At 66.7% G+C, this 16300-nt stretch carries 15 protein-coding genes; 8 read left to right on the top strand and 7 right to left on the bottom strand.

From position 1 onward, the window contains the following. The first annotated feature begins 64 nt into the window (after positions 1-64). From V6W80_RS09415 to V6W80_RS09390, 6 genes are all read left to right on the top strand, one after another. Positions 65-1402, top strand: coding sequence for a CitMHS family transporter (locus V6W80_RS09415; RefSeq protein ID WP_338546747.1), 1338 nt, complete (start codon positions 65-67; stop codon positions 1400-1402). Positions 1403-1543: 141 nt separating this feature from the next. Beyond that, complete coding sequence (locus tag V6W80_RS09410) at positions 1544-2464, top strand: GntR family transcriptional regulator (protein WP_017639661.1); 921 nt, start codon at positions 1544-1546, stop codon at positions 2462-2464. Between the two features lie 224 nt (positions 2465-2688). Beyond that, positions 2689-3759, top strand: coding sequence for an isocitrate/isopropylmalate dehydrogenase family protein (locus tag V6W80_RS09405; protein WP_068383946.1), 1071 nt, complete (start codon positions 2689-2691; stop codon positions 3757-3759). 66 nt (positions 3760-3825) lie between these two features. Then, entirely contained in the window at positions 3826-5097 is a 1272-nt protein-coding gene (gene otnK / locus V6W80_RS09400) for a 3-oxo-tetronate kinase (RefSeq protein WP_338546744.1), read from the top strand. Between the two features lie 19 nt (positions 5098-5116). Beyond that, positions 5117-6013: a LysR family transcriptional regulator gene (locus V6W80_RS09395; protein ID WP_338546742.1), complete on the top strand. Its 897-nt coding sequence runs from the start codon at positions 5117-5119 to the stop codon at positions 6011-6013. A 28-nt stretch (positions 6014-6041) separates the two neighbouring features. Next, complete coding sequence (locus tag V6W80_RS09390; RefSeq protein WP_338546740.1) at positions 6042-7103, top strand: AbrB family transcriptional regulator; 1062 nt, start codon at positions 6042-6044, stop codon at positions 7101-7103. Between the two features lie 72 nt (positions 7104-7175). Here the strand turns inward: V6W80_RS09390 and V6W80_RS09385 are convergent, their stop codons facing one another. From V6W80_RS09385 to V6W80_RS09355, 7 genes are all read right to left on the bottom strand, one after another. Then, the gene (locus V6W80_RS09385; protein ID WP_338546739.1) at positions 7176-7910 is read right to left on the bottom strand and encodes an ABC transporter substrate-binding protein; all 735 of its coding nucleotides are present in this window, start codon (positions 7908-7910) and stop codon (positions 7176-7178) included. A gap of 18 nt (positions 7911-7928) precedes the next feature. Further along, the gene (locus tag V6W80_RS09380) at positions 7929-9242 is read right to left on the bottom strand and encodes an MFS transporter (protein WP_338546738.1); all 1314 of its coding nucleotides are present in this window, start codon (positions 9240-9242) and stop codon (positions 7929-7931) included. Positions 9243-9305: 63 nt separating this feature from the next. After that, positions 9306-10349, bottom strand: coding sequence for a lactonase family protein (locus V6W80_RS09375; protein ID WP_338546736.1), 1044 nt, complete (start codon positions 10347-10349; stop codon positions 9306-9308). 154 nt (positions 10350-10503) lie between these two features. Then, on the bottom strand, positions 10504-10689 hold the full coding sequence (locus tag V6W80_RS09370) for a tautomerase family protein (protein ID WP_064309049.1): 186 nt from the start codon (positions 10687-10689) through the stop codon (positions 10504-10506). Between the two features lie 9 nt (positions 10690-10698). Next, entirely contained in the window at positions 10699-11118 is a 420-nt protein-coding gene (locus tag V6W80_RS09365; RefSeq protein ID WP_338546734.1) for a cupin domain-containing protein, read from the bottom strand. Positions 11119-11133: 15 nt separating this feature from the next. Further along, on the bottom strand, positions 11134-12504 hold the full coding sequence (locus V6W80_RS09360; RefSeq protein ID WP_338546732.1) for an NAD-dependent succinate-semialdehyde dehydrogenase: 1371 nt from the start codon (positions 12502-12504) through the stop codon (positions 11134-11136). A 380-nt stretch (positions 12505-12884) separates the two neighbouring features. After that, positions 12885-13811 carry an aliphatic sulfonate ABC transporter substrate-binding protein gene (locus V6W80_RS09355; protein WP_338546731.1) on the bottom strand — a complete coding sequence of 309 codons (927 nt, stop codon included), beginning with the start codon at positions 13809-13811 and terminating at the stop codon, positions 12885-12887. A gap of 304 nt (positions 13812-14115) precedes the next feature. Here V6W80_RS09355 and V6W80_RS09350 point away from each other — a divergent pair, with 304 nt between their 5' ends. After that, the gene (locus tag V6W80_RS09350) at positions 14116-15483 is read left to right on the top strand and encodes an LLM class flavin-dependent oxidoreductase (RefSeq protein ID WP_338546730.1); all 1368 of its coding nucleotides are present in this window, start codon (positions 14116-14118) and stop codon (positions 15481-15483) included. A 17-nt stretch (positions 15484-15500) separates the two neighbouring features. Beyond that, positions 15501-16286, top strand: a complete 786-nt coding sequence (locus V6W80_RS09345) for a MetQ/NlpA family ABC transporter substrate-binding protein (protein ID WP_064309053.1) — start codon at positions 15501-15503, stop codon at positions 16284-16286. The last annotated feature ends 14 nt before the right edge of the window (positions 16287-16300 follow it).

The following is a 16300-nucleotide window of genomic DNA, read 5'->3' as shown; positions in this document are numbered from 1 at the left end:
CACTCCGCCACCGAACACAACGACAACCACAACAAAAGTTGTATTTTGGAACCAGGAGATACAGATGCTCTCTCTGCTCGGCTATGGAATGATCGTGACCTTCATGGTGCTGATCATGAGCAAGCGGCTGCCGCCCTTGGTGGCCTTGACCATCATCCCCATCATCTTCGCCATCATCGGCGGCTTTGCACCGGAGATGGGGCCGATGATGATCGATGGCCTGCGCAAGGTCGCACCCACCGCCATCATGGTGATGTTCGCCATCCTCTATTTCGGCCTGATGTTCGATACCGGGCTGTTCGATCCCATCATCCGCACCTTCATCAAGCTGATCAAAGGCGATCCCGCGAAGGCCGTGCTCTTCGCTACCCTGCTGGCCGGCATGGTGTCCCTGGACGGCGACGGTTCCACCACCTACATGATCACCCTGACCGCCATGCTGCCGCTGTTCCGCCGCCTGCGGCTGAATCCGCTGATCCTGCCTTGCGTGGTCATCCTCGCTGCCAGCGTCACCAACCTGCTGCCCTGGAGCGGACCCATGGCCCGGGTCGCCGCGGCACTGCAGGTGGAAACCAGCCAGCTGTTCATCCCGCTGATCCCGCCGATGATCGTCAGCTTCATCGGGGTCCTGGCGCTGGCCTTCTGGTTGGGGCTGCAGGAGCGGCGCCGTCTGGGCCTGCTGGTGGCACCGGGTGGCAATCCGCTGCGCGCGACGGGCATGGACGAAGACATGGGCGATCTGCTCACGCTGAGCGACGAGAACGCCGAACTGCGCCGGCCCAAGCTGTTCTGGTTCAATGCCCTGCTCACCTTGGCGCTGATGACCTGCCTGGTGATCGAACTGCTGCCACTGCCGATCCTATTCATGGTCGCCTTCTGCATCGCCCTGACCATCAACTACCGGCAGATGGACGACCAGCGTCGGCGCATCTCGGCCCATGCCCCCGCGGCCCTGACGCAGATCTCGATCTTCATCGCCGCTGGCATCTTCGCCGGCATCCTCTCCGGGACCGGCATGGTCAAGGCCATGTCCGGCTCGCTGCTCTGGGCCCTGCCGGAGAGCTGGGGCAACTACCTGGCGCCCATCACCGCGCTGCTGAGCATTCCCGGCACCTTCTTCATGTCCAACGACGCCTTCTACTATGGCGTACTGCCGGTGCTGGCCCATGCGGCCGAAGCCTATGGCATAGGCGCGGCGGAGATCGGCCGCGCTTCGCTGATCGGGCAGCCGGTACACCTGCTCAGTCCGCTGGTGGCGTCCACCTATCTGCTGGTGGGCCTGGCCGGGGTCGAGTTCAGCGATCACCAGAGATACACCATGAAATGGGCGTTCGCCCTGAGCTTTCTGCTCATGGCGGTCTCCATGGCGCTGGGGCTGTTCCCGCTCTACTCGGCCCGCTGACGGTCTCGGCGACGGTGCGTCCGGCGCGGTCGACCGCTCCGGATGGCCGTGGTTATGGTAACGTCAGGGCGCTCCGCCAGACCCGGCTGGCCAACCTCTTCCGTACCTGCGCTCCGGTACCCGTCGTCCAGAAGATTCCCGATGAAAAAAGACCTCGCCGAACAACTCGCCCCGCGCATCATCGACCTTGCCCGTGCCCGCTCGATGAAAGCCGGTGATCCGTTGCGCGAGGAGGCCTTCGCCAAGGAACTGGGCGTTTCCCGCTCGCCGGTACGACGGGGCTTCGCCTTGCTGGAACAATTGGGCCTGGCGCGCAAGGAGCCCAATCGCGGCTTCTTCCTCACCCGCAACGCCACCACCATCGAGCAGGCCGCCCTGCCCAGCGAGGACGATCCCTATGAGGAGCTCTACCTGCGGGTGGTGGACGACATGCTGCGTGGCGACATCCGCAGCAGCTTCTTCGAGGCCGAGTTGCTGCGGCGCTACCAGATCCCTCGCGGCCAGTTGCTCAAGGTGCTCAACCGCCTGGCCAGCGAGGCCATGATCGAACGCCGCCCCGGCCAGGGGTGGGAGATCAATACTTTCCTGCATGACAGCGAAGCCCATATCCAGAGCTATCGCTTCCGCATGGCCATCGAGCCCTTCGCCCTGCGCGAGCCAGGCTATCGCATCGACAAACGCGCCTTCGCCCAGGCCCGCCAGCGGCAGCAACGATTGCTGGACGGGGAGCTGTTCACCCTGTCCCGCGCCCAGCTGTTCGAGATCGGCTCCAGCTTCCACGAATTGCTGGTGCGCTGCTCGGGCAATGTCTTTCTACTCGAAGCCATCCGCCGGCAGAATCAGCTGCGTCGCTTCATGGCCTACCGCTCCAACGTCGAACGCTCGCGGCAGATCGGCCAGAGTCAGGAACACCTGCATATCCTCGACCTGCTCGAAGGCGGCAGTCGCGAAGAAGCGGCGCTCTTCCTGCACCAGCATCTCGACGTGGTCAGCCGGCTCAAGGCCGCCCAAGACCGCCAGCTGGAAGCCGCCGAAGAAGACGCGGCAAAGCAGCCAGCCTGATTCGCCCGCGCGCCTGACCCTCAATGCCCCTGCACGCCCGTCACCCATACGGGCGCTGAGCCCACACGTTCGCCAGGCACGAATCGATGTCGCTTTTTTTGTCCTGCACCGTTGCGTGAATTGTTTTTAGATGACATAAAGTACAAATCGTCCTGCCCAAGTTGTGACCTCCTCAGGCTCAGCCATCAGGCCGACGTCCCCACAGAATCTACAAGGAGAAAACAATGCGTATTCTGGTCCTGCCCTGCGACGGTATCGGTCCCGAAATCATCCAGGCATCCATGTCCGTGCTGGATGTCGCCAACGAAAAGTTCGGCCTGGGATTGACCTTCGATTACGACGACGTCGGCTTCACCAGCCTGGAGAAGCACGGCATTACCCTACGTGACGAGACCCTGGAAAAGGCCAAGACCTACGATGGCGTGATCCTTGGCACCCAATCCCACGCCGACTACCCGGCGCCCGAAAAAGGCGGTCGCAACGTCTCTGCCGGCTTTCGCATCGGCCTCGATCTCTATGCCAACGTGCGCCCGGCGCGCACCCGGCCGTTCCTCGCCTCCAACATGAGGGAAGGCAAGAGCATGGACCTGGTGATCATGCGCGAGGCCACCGAAGGCTTCTATCCGGATCGCAACATGAGCCGCGGCTGGGGCGAGGTGATGCCCTCCCCGGACATGGCGCTGTCCACCCGCAAGATCACCCGTCACTGCAGCGAGCGTATCGCGCGCCAGGCCTTCGAGCTGGCGATGAAGCGCCGGCGCAAGGTCACCGCCATTCACAAGGCCAACAGCTTCCACATGACCGACGGCCTGTTCCTGGAATGCGTGCGCAACGTGGCCAAGGAATTCCCCGAGGTGCAGCTCGACGATCTGCTGGTGGACGCCTCCACCGCGCACCTGGTGCGCAACCCCGAGCGCTTCGACGTGCTGGTGGCCACCAACTTCTATGGCGACATCATCAGCGACCTGGCCAGCGAACTCTCCGGCAGCCTGGGCCTCGCCGGCTCCATCATGGCGAGCAACATCCACTGCTGCGCCCAGGCCCAGCATGGCTCGGCGCCGGATATCGAAGGTCAGGACAAGGCCAACCCGGTGTCGATGATCCTGTCCATCGGCATGATGCTGCACTGGATGGGCGAGCACCGTGGCAATGCCAAGCTGCAGGAAGCGGCCGCGGCGATCGACCAGGCGGTGGACAAGGTGCTGGAGGATCCGGCCAAGCGCACCGCCGACCTGGGTGGCAGCCTGGGCTGCGCCGCCTTCGGCCAGGCAGTGGCCCAGGTCCTGCGCGGCTGAGGTCATACCCGCCTCTCCGGGGCGTGCGCGCCCCGGAGACCCCTGACAAGAACAAGGAGAATCTCCATGGCCACGCCGCTCCTGGGCTGCATCGCCGACGACTTCACCGGCGGTACCGACCTCGCCAGCACCCTGGTGGCCCAGGGCATGCGCACCGTTCAGGTACTGGGCGTGCCGGACGGTCCCCTGCCCAGCGACGTCGACGCCGTGGTGGTCGCCCTCAAGACCCGTACCCTGCCTACCGCCGAAGCGGTCGCCCAGTCCCTGGCGGCCCTGGCCTATCTGCGCGCGCTGGGGTGCCGGCAATTCTTCTTCAAGTATTGCTCAACCTTCGATTCCACCGCGGCCGGCAACATCGGACCGGTCGCCGATGCCCTGGCCGGTGCCCTGGGCGCCACGTTGAGTATCGCCTGCCCCGCTTTTCCCGAAAACGGCCGGACGCTCTACCTCGGCCAGCTGTTCGTCGGCGACCAGCCCCTGGCCGAGTCGGGCATGCGCCACCACCCGCTGACCCCCATGACCGACAGCAACCTGGTGCGGGCACTACAGGCACAAACACCCCATCCCGTCGGCCTGGTACGCCTGCCCCAGGTGCGTCAGGGCAGCGCAGCCCTGGCCACGGCCCTGGCCGACCTCCAGGCGCAGGGCGTTCGCCATGCCATCGTCGACGCCATCGACAACGCCGACCTGCACGCCATAGGTGCAGCCGTGGCGGATCATCCACTGGTCACCGGGGGTTCCGGCGTGGCCCTGGGGCTGCCGGCCAACTTCCGCCGCCGCGGCCTGCTGGCCGCCCATGCCGAAGCATCAGCCCTGCCCGCTGCACCCGGTCTGGCTGCCGTGCTGTCGGGCAGCTGTTCCACCGCGACCCGCGGCCAGGTGGCCCTCTGGCTAGAGCACCGCCCTGGCTTCCGCCTCGATCCGCTGGCCCTGGCCACGGGCGACGATCAGGTCGGTGCCGCGCTCGCCTGGGCCGAAGCGCGCCTGGCTACCGAGCCGGTGCTCATCTATGGCAGTGCCGACCCCGAAGAGGTGCGTAAGGCCCAGGCACAGCTGGGCGTGGAGCGCGCCGGCCAGTTGGTGGAAGACGCCCTGGCCCGCATCGCCCAGGGCCTGCACACGCGTGGCGTGACGCGGCTGGTGGTGGCTGGCGGCGAAACCTCGGGGGCGGTGGTCAAGGCCCTGGCGATCGTCAGTCTGCGCATCGGGGCGCCCATCGCCCCGGGCGTACCCTGGACCCTGGGCAGCGGCGCCCGGGGGGACATCGCCCTGGCGCTCAAATCCGGCAACTTCGGCACGCCGGACTTCTTCGAACGGGCCCTGGCCGTCGCCCCCTGACCCCTTGCGAGGATCGCCCATGAGCGGCTCTGCGCCACGCTACGATCTGGTCAGCCTGAACGTCTTCCGGGTGGTGGCCCAGGAGCGCAACGTCACCCGTGCCGCGCGGCTCTGCCATCTGGCCGTCTCCGCCGTGAGCAAGAGAATCAGCGAACTGGAAGACCAGGTCGGGGTGCCACTGTTCATCCGGCACGCCCGTGGCATGGGACTCACCCCGGCCGGCGAGACCATGCTGCACTATGTGGAGCGGGTGCATGGCGATCTGCGCCTCATGCAATTGGAACTCAACGAGCACGGCAGCGGCGCCACCGGCCATATCCGCCTGCAAGCCATCACCTCGGCGCTGACCAATCACCTGACCCCCGATCTCGCCAGCTTCATGAGCCTCTATCCGCGGGTGGATTTCGACATCGAGGAGCGCGTGGGCAGAAGCATCGTCCAGGCGGTGGCCGAAGGCCGGGCGGATGTGGGCATCGTCGCGGCCGATACCGCCGCCCTGGACCTGGAGACCTTCGCCTATCGCCGCGAGCGACTGGTGGTGATCGCCGCCGCGGATCACCTCCTGGCCGGACGTGACCGGGTCAGCTTCGCCGAGACCCTGGATCACGAATTCATCGGCCCCCACGTGGAAAGCTCGATGAACGCCCTGCTCTCGCGCCAGGCGGCGCTGCTCCAGCGCGGCATCCGTCAACGCGTGCGCATCAGCAGCTTCGAGGCCATGTGCCGGCTGGCGGCGATTCGCCTGGGCCTGTGCGTGCTGCCCGAGTCCATCGTGCGGCCCTATCTCAAGCCGATGAAACTGGTAGCCCTGGAGCTGGACGAAGCCTGGGCCAGCCGCGCCATCGTCGTGGTGGTGCGACGCTATAGTGCGCTGTCACCGGTGGCCAAGGCTTTTGTCGGTCATCTGCGTCCCTGAACCCTGCAACCGGATCCTGTACCACGCCATGTCGACCTCCCGCTTCGCCCCTCGCCCCTGGTGGCCCACCCCCTTCGTCAGCCTGCTCGGCGGCTGGCTCGCCAGCCTGGTGCACTGGCCGTTGCCCTGGATCACCGGCGCCCTGATCGCCGTGACTCTCTGTCGCTGCCTCGGCTGGCGCATCACCGCCATTCCCCACGGTCGCCCCGCCGGGCAATGGCTGATCGCCACGGCCATCGGCCTGCACTTCACCCCGGCGATACTGACCGAGGTCGTCAGGCACCTGCCGCTGATGGCCTTGGCGGCCATCGCCACCCTGGTACTCGCACTTGTCGGCATCACCGTCGTGCAACGCCTGGGCACGGAACCCAAGACCGCCTTCTTCGCCTTCATGCCAGCCAACTTCGCCGAGATGATCAATCTGGCCGAACGCCACGGCGCCGATGCACCCAAGGTCGCCGCCGCCCATACCCTGCGGCTGGTGATCATCGTGCTGGTGGTGCCGCCCGCCATGCTCTGGGGCGTGCCGGGTATCGCCCAGGCCGCCCATGTCCCACCGCCGCCGGACTGGCGCTGGCTGGCCCCGCTGCTGGCGGCCGGCCTGGTGGCGGCCCTGGCCTGGAAGCGTCGCGGCTGGCCCAACCCCTGGATGTTCGGCCCCCTGGCGCTGTGCTGCCTGGTCACCGCCTCCAGCGGCCTGGTCACCAGCCTGCCGCCGACGCTGAGCCACCTGGCCCAGGTGCTTATCGGCGTCACCCTGGGGTGCCACTTCGACCGCGCCTTCTTTCGCCGCTCGCCGCGCTTTCTGCTGCTGGCAACCCTCTACACCCTGCTCTGTCTGGTCGCCACCTTCCTGATCGCCTGGTTGCTGGCCCAGGTGTTCGCCATGCCCTTCACCACCCTGGGCCTGGGCATGACGCCGGGTAGCACCACCGAGATGTACCTGACGGCCGAGGCCCTGGGACTGGGCGTGGGCACCGTCACCGCCATGCAGATCCTGCGGCTGGTGGTGGTGATGGCGGTGGCCGAACCGCTCTATCGGCGCTGGTGCGCACGCTCGGTCGAGCCGGTGACCAGGGAATCGCCCTAGCGCCGGCTGAGACGGTGCGGCGACCGCTGGACCTGGCTACGGGTACGTGCCCGCAGCCAGGTCCAGCCGATGTCAGGCGTTCAATGCGGGCCCGACGCGTGCCTCGGACTGACCGCTGGCGGCCAGTTCGCGGGCGACGAAGCCATTGCGGATCTGCTCGTCGAGAAAATCCCGGACGAAGGCCGCGCCGGCGCTGCGCCCCTTGGGCACGGCCATGGCCTGACGGATTTCGGTGAAGCTGTCGGCCAGCACCCGGTAGCCGGTGTGAGCCCGGGCATAGGCCTCCAGCGGTTGGCGCACGCCGGCAGCGGCGTCCAGGCCCTGGTCGACGAACCAGTCCACCGCCGCCGCCGAGGTCGGCGCCCGCACCAGCTCGGCCTGGGTCAGAGTACGGCTCAGATAGAGGTCGTAGGCGGCCCCCTGCCCTACGGCGATACGGCGGCCGGCCCGATCCAGCTCGGCCACGCCCTGGGCGGGATCGGCGTCCCGCAGCAGATAGGTGCCCTCGATGATGACGTAGGGATGGCTGAAGTCGATCTGCGCCGCCCGCACCGGCTCGATGGCCAGAAAGGCCAGGTCCCAGGCGTCGTCTTCGAGGGCGGCGAAGACCTTGCCGGCGGCGTCGTAGGTGCTGAACTGCACGGGCACGCCCAGGCGCTCGGCCAGGGCGTGGGCCAGGGCCGCGGAGACCCCGGCCGGCTGGCCATCGGCGCCGCGCTGCGCCAGCACCGGATTGCCGTAGTTGATCGCCGTCCGCAATGCGCCCTGGGGGGCGAGGTCCGCGAGTACCGCTGAGCTGGGGGTCATGGGAGAACTCCTTGGAGGTCAGGTGGTGACCGCGGCGGCGCGAGTGTCGTCGCCACGATCGAGACGGATCAGCAGGGTCATGATGAAGGCGATCGCCAGCAACGCACTGAGAAACAGCAGGCCCGCCGAGGCGTTCTGGGTATTGCCCTTCACCATGCCGATCATGAAGGGTCCGACAAAGCCGCCCAGGTTGCCAATGGAATTGATCACGGCGATGGATACCGCGGCCGTGGAACGACTGAGAAACAGTGTCGGCAGCGCCCAGAACGGCGACTTGAAGCTGTACAGGCCGGCCAACGCCAGGCTGATCAAGCCGATCGCCAGGTAAGGATCGCGCACCAGGCCGGCACTCACCAGCGCCACCGCCGCGACCGCCAGCGGAATGGCCGAATGCAGACGCCGTTCGCCATGGCGATCCGAACGCCGCGACCAGGCGATCATCACCAGGGTGGCGACGATGTAGGGGATGGTGGCGATCAAGCCGATCTGGGTGTGGCTCAGCGCGGAGGAGAAGCCCTTGATGATCTGCGGCATCCAATAACCCACGCCCAGGCTGCCGCACTGGTAGACGAAGTAGATGAAGGCCAGATAGAGCACCTTGGGATTGCTCATGGCCTTGAGCGCGCCGAAATGCTTGACGTCCTTGCGCGTCTGGCGATCACGCTCCAGCTCGGCCAGCAGCCAGGCCTTTTCCTCGGTCGTCAGCCAGCGCGCCTGTTCGGGCCGATCGGTGAGGTAGAAATAGCACAGCACGCCGAGGAACACCGCCGGGATACCTTCCAGGAACAGCATCCAGCGCCAGCCACTCCAGCCCAGCCAGTGCACGTTGTCCATGATCCAGGTCGAGAGCGGCGCACCGATGATGTAGGACACCGGGATCGCCGCGGTGAAGAGTGCCACCGTGGTAGCCAGTTCGCGGGAGCGAAACCAGTAGGTCAGGTAGACGATGATGCCGGGAAAGAAACCCGCCTCCGCGACACCTAGCAGGAAGCGCAGGACATAGAGGTGCATGGCGGTCTGGGCGAAGGCCGTGGCCGCGGCGATCACCCCCCAGGTGACCAGGATGCGCGCGATCCATACCCGCGCGCCAAAGCGTTCGAGCAAGAGGTTGCTCGGCACCTCGAACAGGAAGTAGCCGATGAAGAAGATACCCGAGACGAAGCCGAAGACTTCGCTGGACAGCGCCAGCTCGGCGTTCATCTGCAACGCCGCGTAGCCGATGTTGGCCCGATCCAGGTAGGAGACGATGTAGAGCAGGAAGACGAAGGGGATGATGCGCCAGGTCACCTTGCGGATGATGGCCTGCTCCCGGCTCACGGGGGTGGTGTTCATGATGGCCTCACAGGGCCGCGACGAGGCGGCCGATCTTGTTGTTGTAGGATGCGGCGACGATCTTCAGCGGCTGAAGACCAGGCACACCGGGCTGCCGCAGCGCACCGCCGTGCCGGTGGGTTCGAGGATTCCCCGGGTCTCGTCGACCAGAAAGGTGACGATGCTGTCGCTGTCTTCGTTGAGGGCGAACAACTGGCGGCCATCCGGCGCCAGAGCGAAGGCGCGGGGCGTGCGGCCACCGCTCGCCAGGCTGCCGAGCGGCGTCGGCAGCCCGCTCTGGGGATCCAGCGCGAAGACCATCAGGCTGTCGTGGCCGCGATTGGAGGTGTAGAGCAGACGCCCGCTGCGATCCAGTTCGATGGCCGCCGCCCGGCTGTTGCCGGTGAAACTGGCTGGCAGCGTCGAGTGGATGGCCAGGGGCTCGAGAACACCGGAGCGGGCATCGAAGGCATAGCTGGTGAGGGTCGAATCCAGCTCGTTGACCACATAGGTCCGCGGCAGGTGCGGATGGCAGACCAGATGCCGTGGTCCCGCGCCTTCGCGGGTCGCCACCTCGGCCACCGGCACCAGGCGTCCGTCGTGAAAGGCGAAGCTGAAGATCCGGTCCAGTCCCTTGTCCGGCACCAGCACGAAGCGGCCACTGGGGTCGAAGGGATTGCAGTGGGGCTTGGCATGGGGTTGTTCCTGGCGATGCGGCCCGGGCTCGCCCTGCAGCTCCAGCAGCTGAACCAGTGGCTCCAGCCGCCCATCCGCCGCCACTGGCAGGACAGCGAGACTGCGACCGAGATGATTGCTCACCACCAGGTGGCGATCGTCCGGCGCCAGCGCCAGGTGCACGGGATTGCGACCGCCACTGGCTTGCTGGTTGAGCAGGGTCAGGCAACCGCTCTGGCGGTCGACCGCGAAGGCGCTGACGGCCTGCTCGTCGCCATGCACCGTATAGAGACGGTCACCCGCCCGATTGAGGGTCAGGTAGGACGGATTGATCAGGTCGCCGACCACCTGGACGAGATCCAGCGCGCCCTGGGGCGTGACCCGGTAAACACTGATCCCCTCCCCGCGGGCCTGGCGGGCGCGGGTGGTTCGGCTGCCGACATAGGCGTACATAGGGCTCTCCTGGCACCGAATGGAAGGGGCCGACGTCCGCGCCAAGGCGACCGTCCGACCCGCTTGCGCCACCTTAGGCAACCCGCTGCCCGGCGAAAATTGACCTTTGGCCAACGCAGCGTTCGCGCCCGGCGAACGCTTGCCAGCGCCCGTTTCAGCGTTCGCTGTAGGGCACGCCGCCGCGCGCCTTGTCTTCCGGCTCGGCCTCGACGATCTGCACGATGACACGGTCGGCAGCCACCCCGAAGCTATCCACCACCGCCTCGGTGATGCGCTTCATCAGCAACTTCTTCTGTTCGGCGCTACGACCCTTGACGGCGTGAACGATGATTTCCGGCATGACTATCTCCTAGGACTGGGTACGGTGTTCGGCGGCGATCGGGCGCGTCTCGCCCGTTTCCAACAGGGTGCGGGTGGCGTCAGCCGAGCCGTAGATCCAGAGGATCTTCATGGGCTCGGTCGCCGAGGCATTGCGAAAGCGATGGGGCACCCCGGCGGGGATATAGGTGACGTCCTGGGGTGCGAGGGCGAATTCCTGGCCGTCGATGTCGAAGATCGCCCGCCCCTCCACCAGCATCACGCTCTCTTCGCAATTGTGGAAATGGAAGGGAATCTGCGCCCCACCTTGGAATTCGGTGTAGCCGTTGATGAAGGTGCGCGCCCCCAGACCGGCAGTCACCAGCGGCGTGGTAGCAGCGCCACCGCCGCGGTCGTGCTTGGCGATGGCCTCGGGTTTGAGCAGCCAGGCAGCGGAATCGGTCTTGATCATTAAAGCCTCCTTGGGTCAGGACTGGGCGCCTTGCCAGACGGTCTTGACGTTGGTGAATTCGCGGATGCCCCACTCGCCCAGCTCCCGGCCATAGCCGGACTGCTTGATGCCGCCGAAGGGCACCCGTGGATCCGAGGCCACCAGGGCGTTGATGAATACCGCGCCGGCCTCGAGGCGCCGGGCGAGACGCTGGGCTTTCGCCAGGTCACGGGTCCAGAGGGCGGCGCCCAGGCCGAATTCGCTGGCGTTGGCGACGCGGATCGCCTCGTCTTCGTCGGCGACCCGGATGATCGCGGCCACCGGCCCGAAGGTCTCCTCGCGGGCCACGGTCATCTCCGGGGTCACCTGGTCGAGCACGGTGGCCGGATAGAAGAAGCCCGGCCCTGGAAGGGGCGTACCGCCCAGTACCAGGCGCGCGCCTTCGGCGAGACTGAGCGTCACCTGGCGCTGCAGATCCTCGCGCAGACCGGCGCGGGCCAGCGGACCGATCTGGGTGGCACGGTCCAGCGGATCGCCCAGCCGCAGGCTGGCGGCAGCGGTGGCGAAGGCCTCGGTGAAGGCATCGGCCACTGCCTCGGCGACGATGAAGCGCTTGGCGGAAATGCAGCTCTGACCAGCGTTGCCGAAGCGCGCCTTGACCGCCGTCTGCGCCGCCAGGGCCACGTCGGCATCGGCCAGTACGATGAAGGGGTCCGAGCCGCCCAGTTCCAGCACCTGCTTCTTCATCAGCGCGCCGGCCTGGCTGGCCACCTGCTGGCCGACCGCGGTGGAGCCGGTCAGGGTGACAGCGGCGATACGCGGATCGGCCAGCACGCCGGCCACGTCACGCGCGCCGATCAGCAGGGTCGCCACCAGGCCGGTGGGCAGGCCAGCCTCGGCGAACGCCTGCTCCAGCGCCAGGGCGCAGCCCGGCACGTTGCTGGCGTGCTTGAGAACGGCGCCATTGCCGGCGGCCAGCGCCGGTGCGGCGAAGCGGACGAACTGCCAGAACGGATAGTTCCAGGGCATCACCGCGAGCACCACACCCAACGGATCGTAGACCACCCGGCTGTCGGCGGCGGCGCTGACCACCGGGGTATCGGCGAGAAAGCCAGGCGCCCGCTCGGCGTAGAACTCGCAGGTCAGCGCGGATTTCTCGATCTCCGCCTCGGCTTCCACCAGCGGCTTGCCCATCTCGTTGACGATGAGCCGCGCATAGGTATCGCGACCGGCGCGCAAGATGGCGGCCAGGCGTACCAGAGCCGCGCAGCGCTCGGTGAGAGGACGCTCCGCCCATGACCGCTGCGCCGCGGCGGCCTGGGCCAGGCGCGCTTCGACCTGGGCCGGCGTGTGGGTGTAGTAGGTCGCGATGGCGGCCCCGGTGGCGGGGTTGATGACTTCGATCATGAACGAACTCCATGTGTTTTTTATTATAACGAAAGACAATAGTGGCGACGACTTTGAACAGCGCAGCCATGGCCCCCATGAAACCCAACCAGAGAACACACAGCTGTCAAACCATCACTGGTACTTTGTAATTACGTTATACCAACAGGATAAAGCGAGCAAGAGGTACTCGACCTCGTAGGCCCTGACCAAATAGGTACGGCGTCGATGAAGCCCTGCCAGACGCGCGAGCGCTCGCGTCCGGCACCCGGTGGTGGGCGCCAGGAGGCGTGGTTCAAATAGGCGATTCCGACCGGAGCAGCTTGGCTTAGCGGGGCAAGGCACAAGGCCCGGCGTTGCTGGGCCTTGTCCTGAGTGAAAGCCTGATCAGCTCGGAGGGTTCACGGTGACGTCGGGGTCCAGAGCGCCACGGCGCTGGCGTCCACCGCGGTGGGCAGCAACCTGGCGGCGTGGAAGGCATCGGCGATGCGCTGCTGCTCGCCGAGGGCGGCGTGACTGACCGGCTGGACGTCATAGGTGCGGCGGCTGTTGGCCAGCTGCACGGTGGCCTCGTCCAGGCGGCCCCACTGCGGACCGAGGAGGCGTGCCGCCTCGGCGGGGTGTTGCTTCACCCACTGGCCGGTGCGCTGCAATTGGCCGAACACCAGGGCCAGCACCTCGGGATGGGCCTGGGCATAGGGGCTGGCGGCCAGGTAATAGCGCTGGTAGCTGGCCAGGCCCTCGCCCGAGGCGAGGATGCGTACCTGCTGCTGACGCTGGGCGCTGGCGACGAAGGGCTCCCAGGTCACCCAGGCATCCACCTTGCCGTTCTCCAGGGCGGCGCGACCGTCGGCGGGGGTGAGATAGGCGGGCTGGATGTCGGCAAAGGTCAGGCCGGCCTTCTGCAAAGCGGCGATCAGCAGATAGTGGCTACCGGCGGCCTTGGTCACGGCGACGCGCTTGCCTTTGAGATCGGCGAGGCTCTGCAGCGGCGAGCCCTCCGGGACCAGGATGGCCTGGGCCTGGGGCGATGGCGTCTCCCGAGCGAAATAGGTGAGCTTGGCACCCGCCGCCTGGGCAAACACCGGCACGGTGTCGGCGACGTCGGCGGAGAGATCCACATTGCCCACGTTGAGGGATTCCAGCAGCGGCAGGCCGCTGGAGAACTCATGCCAGCTGACGGTGATGCCCCTGGCCGCCAGATCCCGCTCCAGGGTGCCCTGCTCCTTGAGCAGCACCAGCAGGGTGGAGGATTTCTGGTAGCCGATACGCAGACTGGTATCGGCCTGGGCGGCGCAGGCGAGGCCCAGCAGACCCAGGGCGAGCATCCCCCGGCGGAGACCTGCGCGAAACGAACAGCGGATAGCGGCCATGAATGCCTCAGCGAGCAGCGGAAGAATGGCCGCCACGATAAGGAATAAGCACAGGTCAGATTAATACCGATTTGGAATTTGGTTAGAGGCGAGCGCCCTGCCGCGACCGCCCTAACGTTATTCCGAAAGGCTATTTAAAGCTCGGCATATCTTGAAGCTAACGTATAACCACCGGACCACCGGATCTCTCCTTTCGCCTTTACCCCGAGGATCCCATGGCTGTGCTCCGGACCTTTCTCCCCGCAGGGGCGCCCGCCCCATGACCACCCCCGCCAAGCAGGTGCTGCTCAACGCCTTCAATATGAACACCGTGGGCCACATCAATCATGGCCTCTGGACCCATCCACGGGACACCTCCAGTCGCTACCACACCCTGGGCTACTGGACCGAGTTGGCCCAGCTGCTGGAGCGCGGGTTGTTCGACGGCCTGTTCATCGCCGACATCCTCGGTGTCTACGACGTCTATGGCGGCAACGTCGACCTGACCCTGCGCGAGTCCATCCAGTTGCCGGTCAATGACCCCCTCCTACTGGTCTCGGCCATGGCCGCCAGCACCCGGCACCTGAGCTTTGGCCTGACCGCCAACCTCACCTATGAGCCGCCCTACCCCTTCGCCCGCCGTCTTTCGACCCTGGATCACCTGAGCGAAGGCCGCGTCGGCTGGAACATCGTCACCGGCTACCTGGACAGCGCCGCCCGCGCCATGGGCCTGGACCGGCAGATCGCCCACGACCGCCGCTACGACCAGGCCGATGAATACCTGGAAGTGCTCTACAAGCTGCTCGAAGGCAGCTGGGCAGACGATGCGGTGGTCCGTGACCGTGCCCAGCGGATCTACGCGCGTCCAGAGCGGGTGCGCAAGGTCGAACACCATGGCGAATTCTTCGACGTCGAGGGCTATCACCTCTGCGAGCCCTCGCGGCAGCGCACCCCGGTGCTGTTCCAGGCCGGCTCCTCGGATCGCGGCCTGGCCTTTGCCGGGCGCCACGCCGAGTGCGTGTTCCTCTCCGGGCAGGACCAGGCCGCCACCCGCGCCCAGGTCGAGCGCGTCCGTGGCGCGGCAGTGGCCGCCGGCCGGCGCGCGGATGACGTCAAGCTGTTCATGGGCCTCACGGTGATCGTCGCCCCCACCGCCGCCGAGGCCCGCGACAAGCACGCCGAATACCTGAGCTATGCCAGCGCCGAGGCCGGCGTGGCCCACCACTCAGCCTCGGTGGGCATCGACCTGGCCGCCTATGGCCTCGACGAACCCATCCGCCCGCAACGGACCGAGGCCATCGAATCGGCGCTCCAGCGCCTGGTGGCCAAGGACACCGGCTGGACCCGCCGCAAGCTGCTGGAGCAGCACGCCCTGGGTGGCCGCTACACCGCCCTGGTCGGCGATCCCGGGCAGGTGGCCGATGCCCTGCTCGGCTGGATCGACGAAACCGGGCTGGACGGCTTCAACCTCGCCCGCACCGTCACCCCGGAGTGCTACGGCGACTTCATCGATCTGGTGATCCCGGAGTTGCAGAGCCGGGGACGCTACAAGACCGCCTACGCCGAGGGCAGCTTCAGACACAAGCTGTTCGGCCGCGGTGACCACCTCGACAGCCGCCACTTCGGCAGTCGTTTCCGACAGGACTGACCCTTCAAGGACGCCCCATGACCCGCCTCAAACCTCTGCTGTTCGCCCTCGGCCTCTTCAGCACCGCAGCCCTGGCTGCCCCCCTCAAGATCGGTACCACCGCCGCCTTCGCCCCGCCCCTGGAAGTGGCGGTGCAGGAGGCCAAGGCTGCCGGCGTGGACGTGGAGATCGTCGAATTCAGCGACTGGATCGCCCCCAACACCAGTCTCGCCAACCACGACATCGACGCCAACTACTACCAGCACATCCCCTTTCTGGAGAACGCCAAGCGCACCGCCGGCTATGACCTGGTGGCGGTGGCGCCGGGGATCATCAACAACGTCGGGCTCTATTCGAAGAAGTACCGGACCCTGGCCGAGGTGCCCAAGGGGGCGCGGGTGGCCATCGCCAACGATGCCATCAATGGCGGCCGTGGCCTGTTGCTGCTGGAGAAGGCCGGCTTCATCACCTTGAAGCCCGGCGTCGGCTACCACGCCACCCTGGCGGACATCACCGGCAATCCCCGCGATATCCAGATCGTCGAGCTGGAAGCCGTGCAGCTGGCCCGCTCCCTGGACGACGTCGACGTGGCCCAGGGCTATCCCCACTATCTGCGCCTGGCCAAGACCATCGATCCCAACCAGGCCCTGCTGTTCGATGGCCTCGACCACCCCGAGTACGTCATCCAGTTCGTCGCTCGCCCGGACAACAAGGACGATCCACGCCTGGCCAAGCTGATCGATGTCTACCAGCACTCGCCCAAGGTCCGCGCTGCCCTGGACCAGGCCCATGGCACCCTCTACCAGCCAGGCTGGAAGGACTGATCGCGCCTGGGTCA

This window comes from Pseudomonas benzopyrenica (genome assembly GCF_036884265.1).
GTDB lineage: Bacteria > Pseudomonadota > Gammaproteobacteria > Pseudomonadales > Pseudomonadaceae > Chryseomonas > Chryseomonas benzopyrenica.
Note: the sequence above shows the minus strand (reverse complement) of the source record. Positions and strands in the feature narration are given on the sequence as shown.

Coding starts and splice junctions, on each gene's coding strand:
- V6W80_RS09415 (WP_338546747.1), top strand. CDS start 65: ATGCTCTCTCTGCTCGGCTATGGAATGATCGTGACCTTCATGGTGCTG.
- V6W80_RS09410 (WP_017639661.1), top strand. CDS start 1,544: ATGAAAAAAGACCTCGCCGAACAACTCGCCCCGCGCATCATCGACCTT.
- V6W80_RS09405 (WP_068383946.1), top strand. CDS start 2,689: ATGCGTATTCTGGTCCTGCCCTGCGACGGTATCGGTCCCGAAATCATC.
- otnK (WP_338546744.1), top strand. CDS start 3,826: ATGGCCACGCCGCTCCTGGGCTGCATCGCCGACGACTTCACCGGCGGT.
- V6W80_RS09395 (WP_338546742.1), top strand. CDS start 5,117: ATGAGCGGCTCTGCGCCACGCTACGATCTGGTCAGCCTGAACGTCTTC.
- V6W80_RS09390 (WP_338546740.1), top strand. CDS start 6,042: ATGTCGACCTCCCGCTTCGCCCCTCGCCCCTGGTGGCCCACCCCCTTC.
- V6W80_RS09385 (WP_338546739.1), bottom strand. CDS start 7,910: ATGACCCCCAGCTCAGCGGTACTCGCGGACCTCGCCCCCCAGGGCGCA.
- V6W80_RS09380 (WP_338546738.1), bottom strand. CDS start 9,242: ATGAACACCACCCCCGTGAGCCGGGAGCAGGCCATCATCCGCAAGGTG.
- V6W80_RS09375 (WP_338546736.1), bottom strand. CDS start 10,349: ATGTACGCCTATGTCGGCAGCCGAACCACCCGCGCCCGCCAGGCCCGC.
- V6W80_RS09370 (WP_064309049.1), bottom strand. CDS start 10,689: ATGCCGGAAATCATCGTTCACGCCGTCAAGGGTCGTAGCGCCGAACAG.
- V6W80_RS09365 (WP_338546734.1), bottom strand. CDS start 11,118: ATGATCAAGACCGATTCCGCTGCCTGGCTGCTCAAACCCGAGGCCATC.
- V6W80_RS09360 (WP_338546732.1), bottom strand. CDS start 12,504: ATGATCGAAGTCATCAACCCCGCCACCGGGGCCGCCATCGCGACCTAC.
- V6W80_RS09355 (WP_338546731.1), bottom strand. CDS start 13,811: ATGCTCGCCCTGGGTCTGCTGGGCCTCGCCTGCGCCGCCCAGGCCGAT.
- V6W80_RS09350 (WP_338546730.1), top strand. CDS start 14,116: ATGACCACCCCCGCCAAGCAGGTGCTGCTCAACGCCTTCAATATGAAC.
- V6W80_RS09345 (WP_064309053.1), top strand. CDS start 15,501: ATGACCCGCCTCAAACCTCTGCTGTTCGCCCTCGGCCTCTTCAGCACC.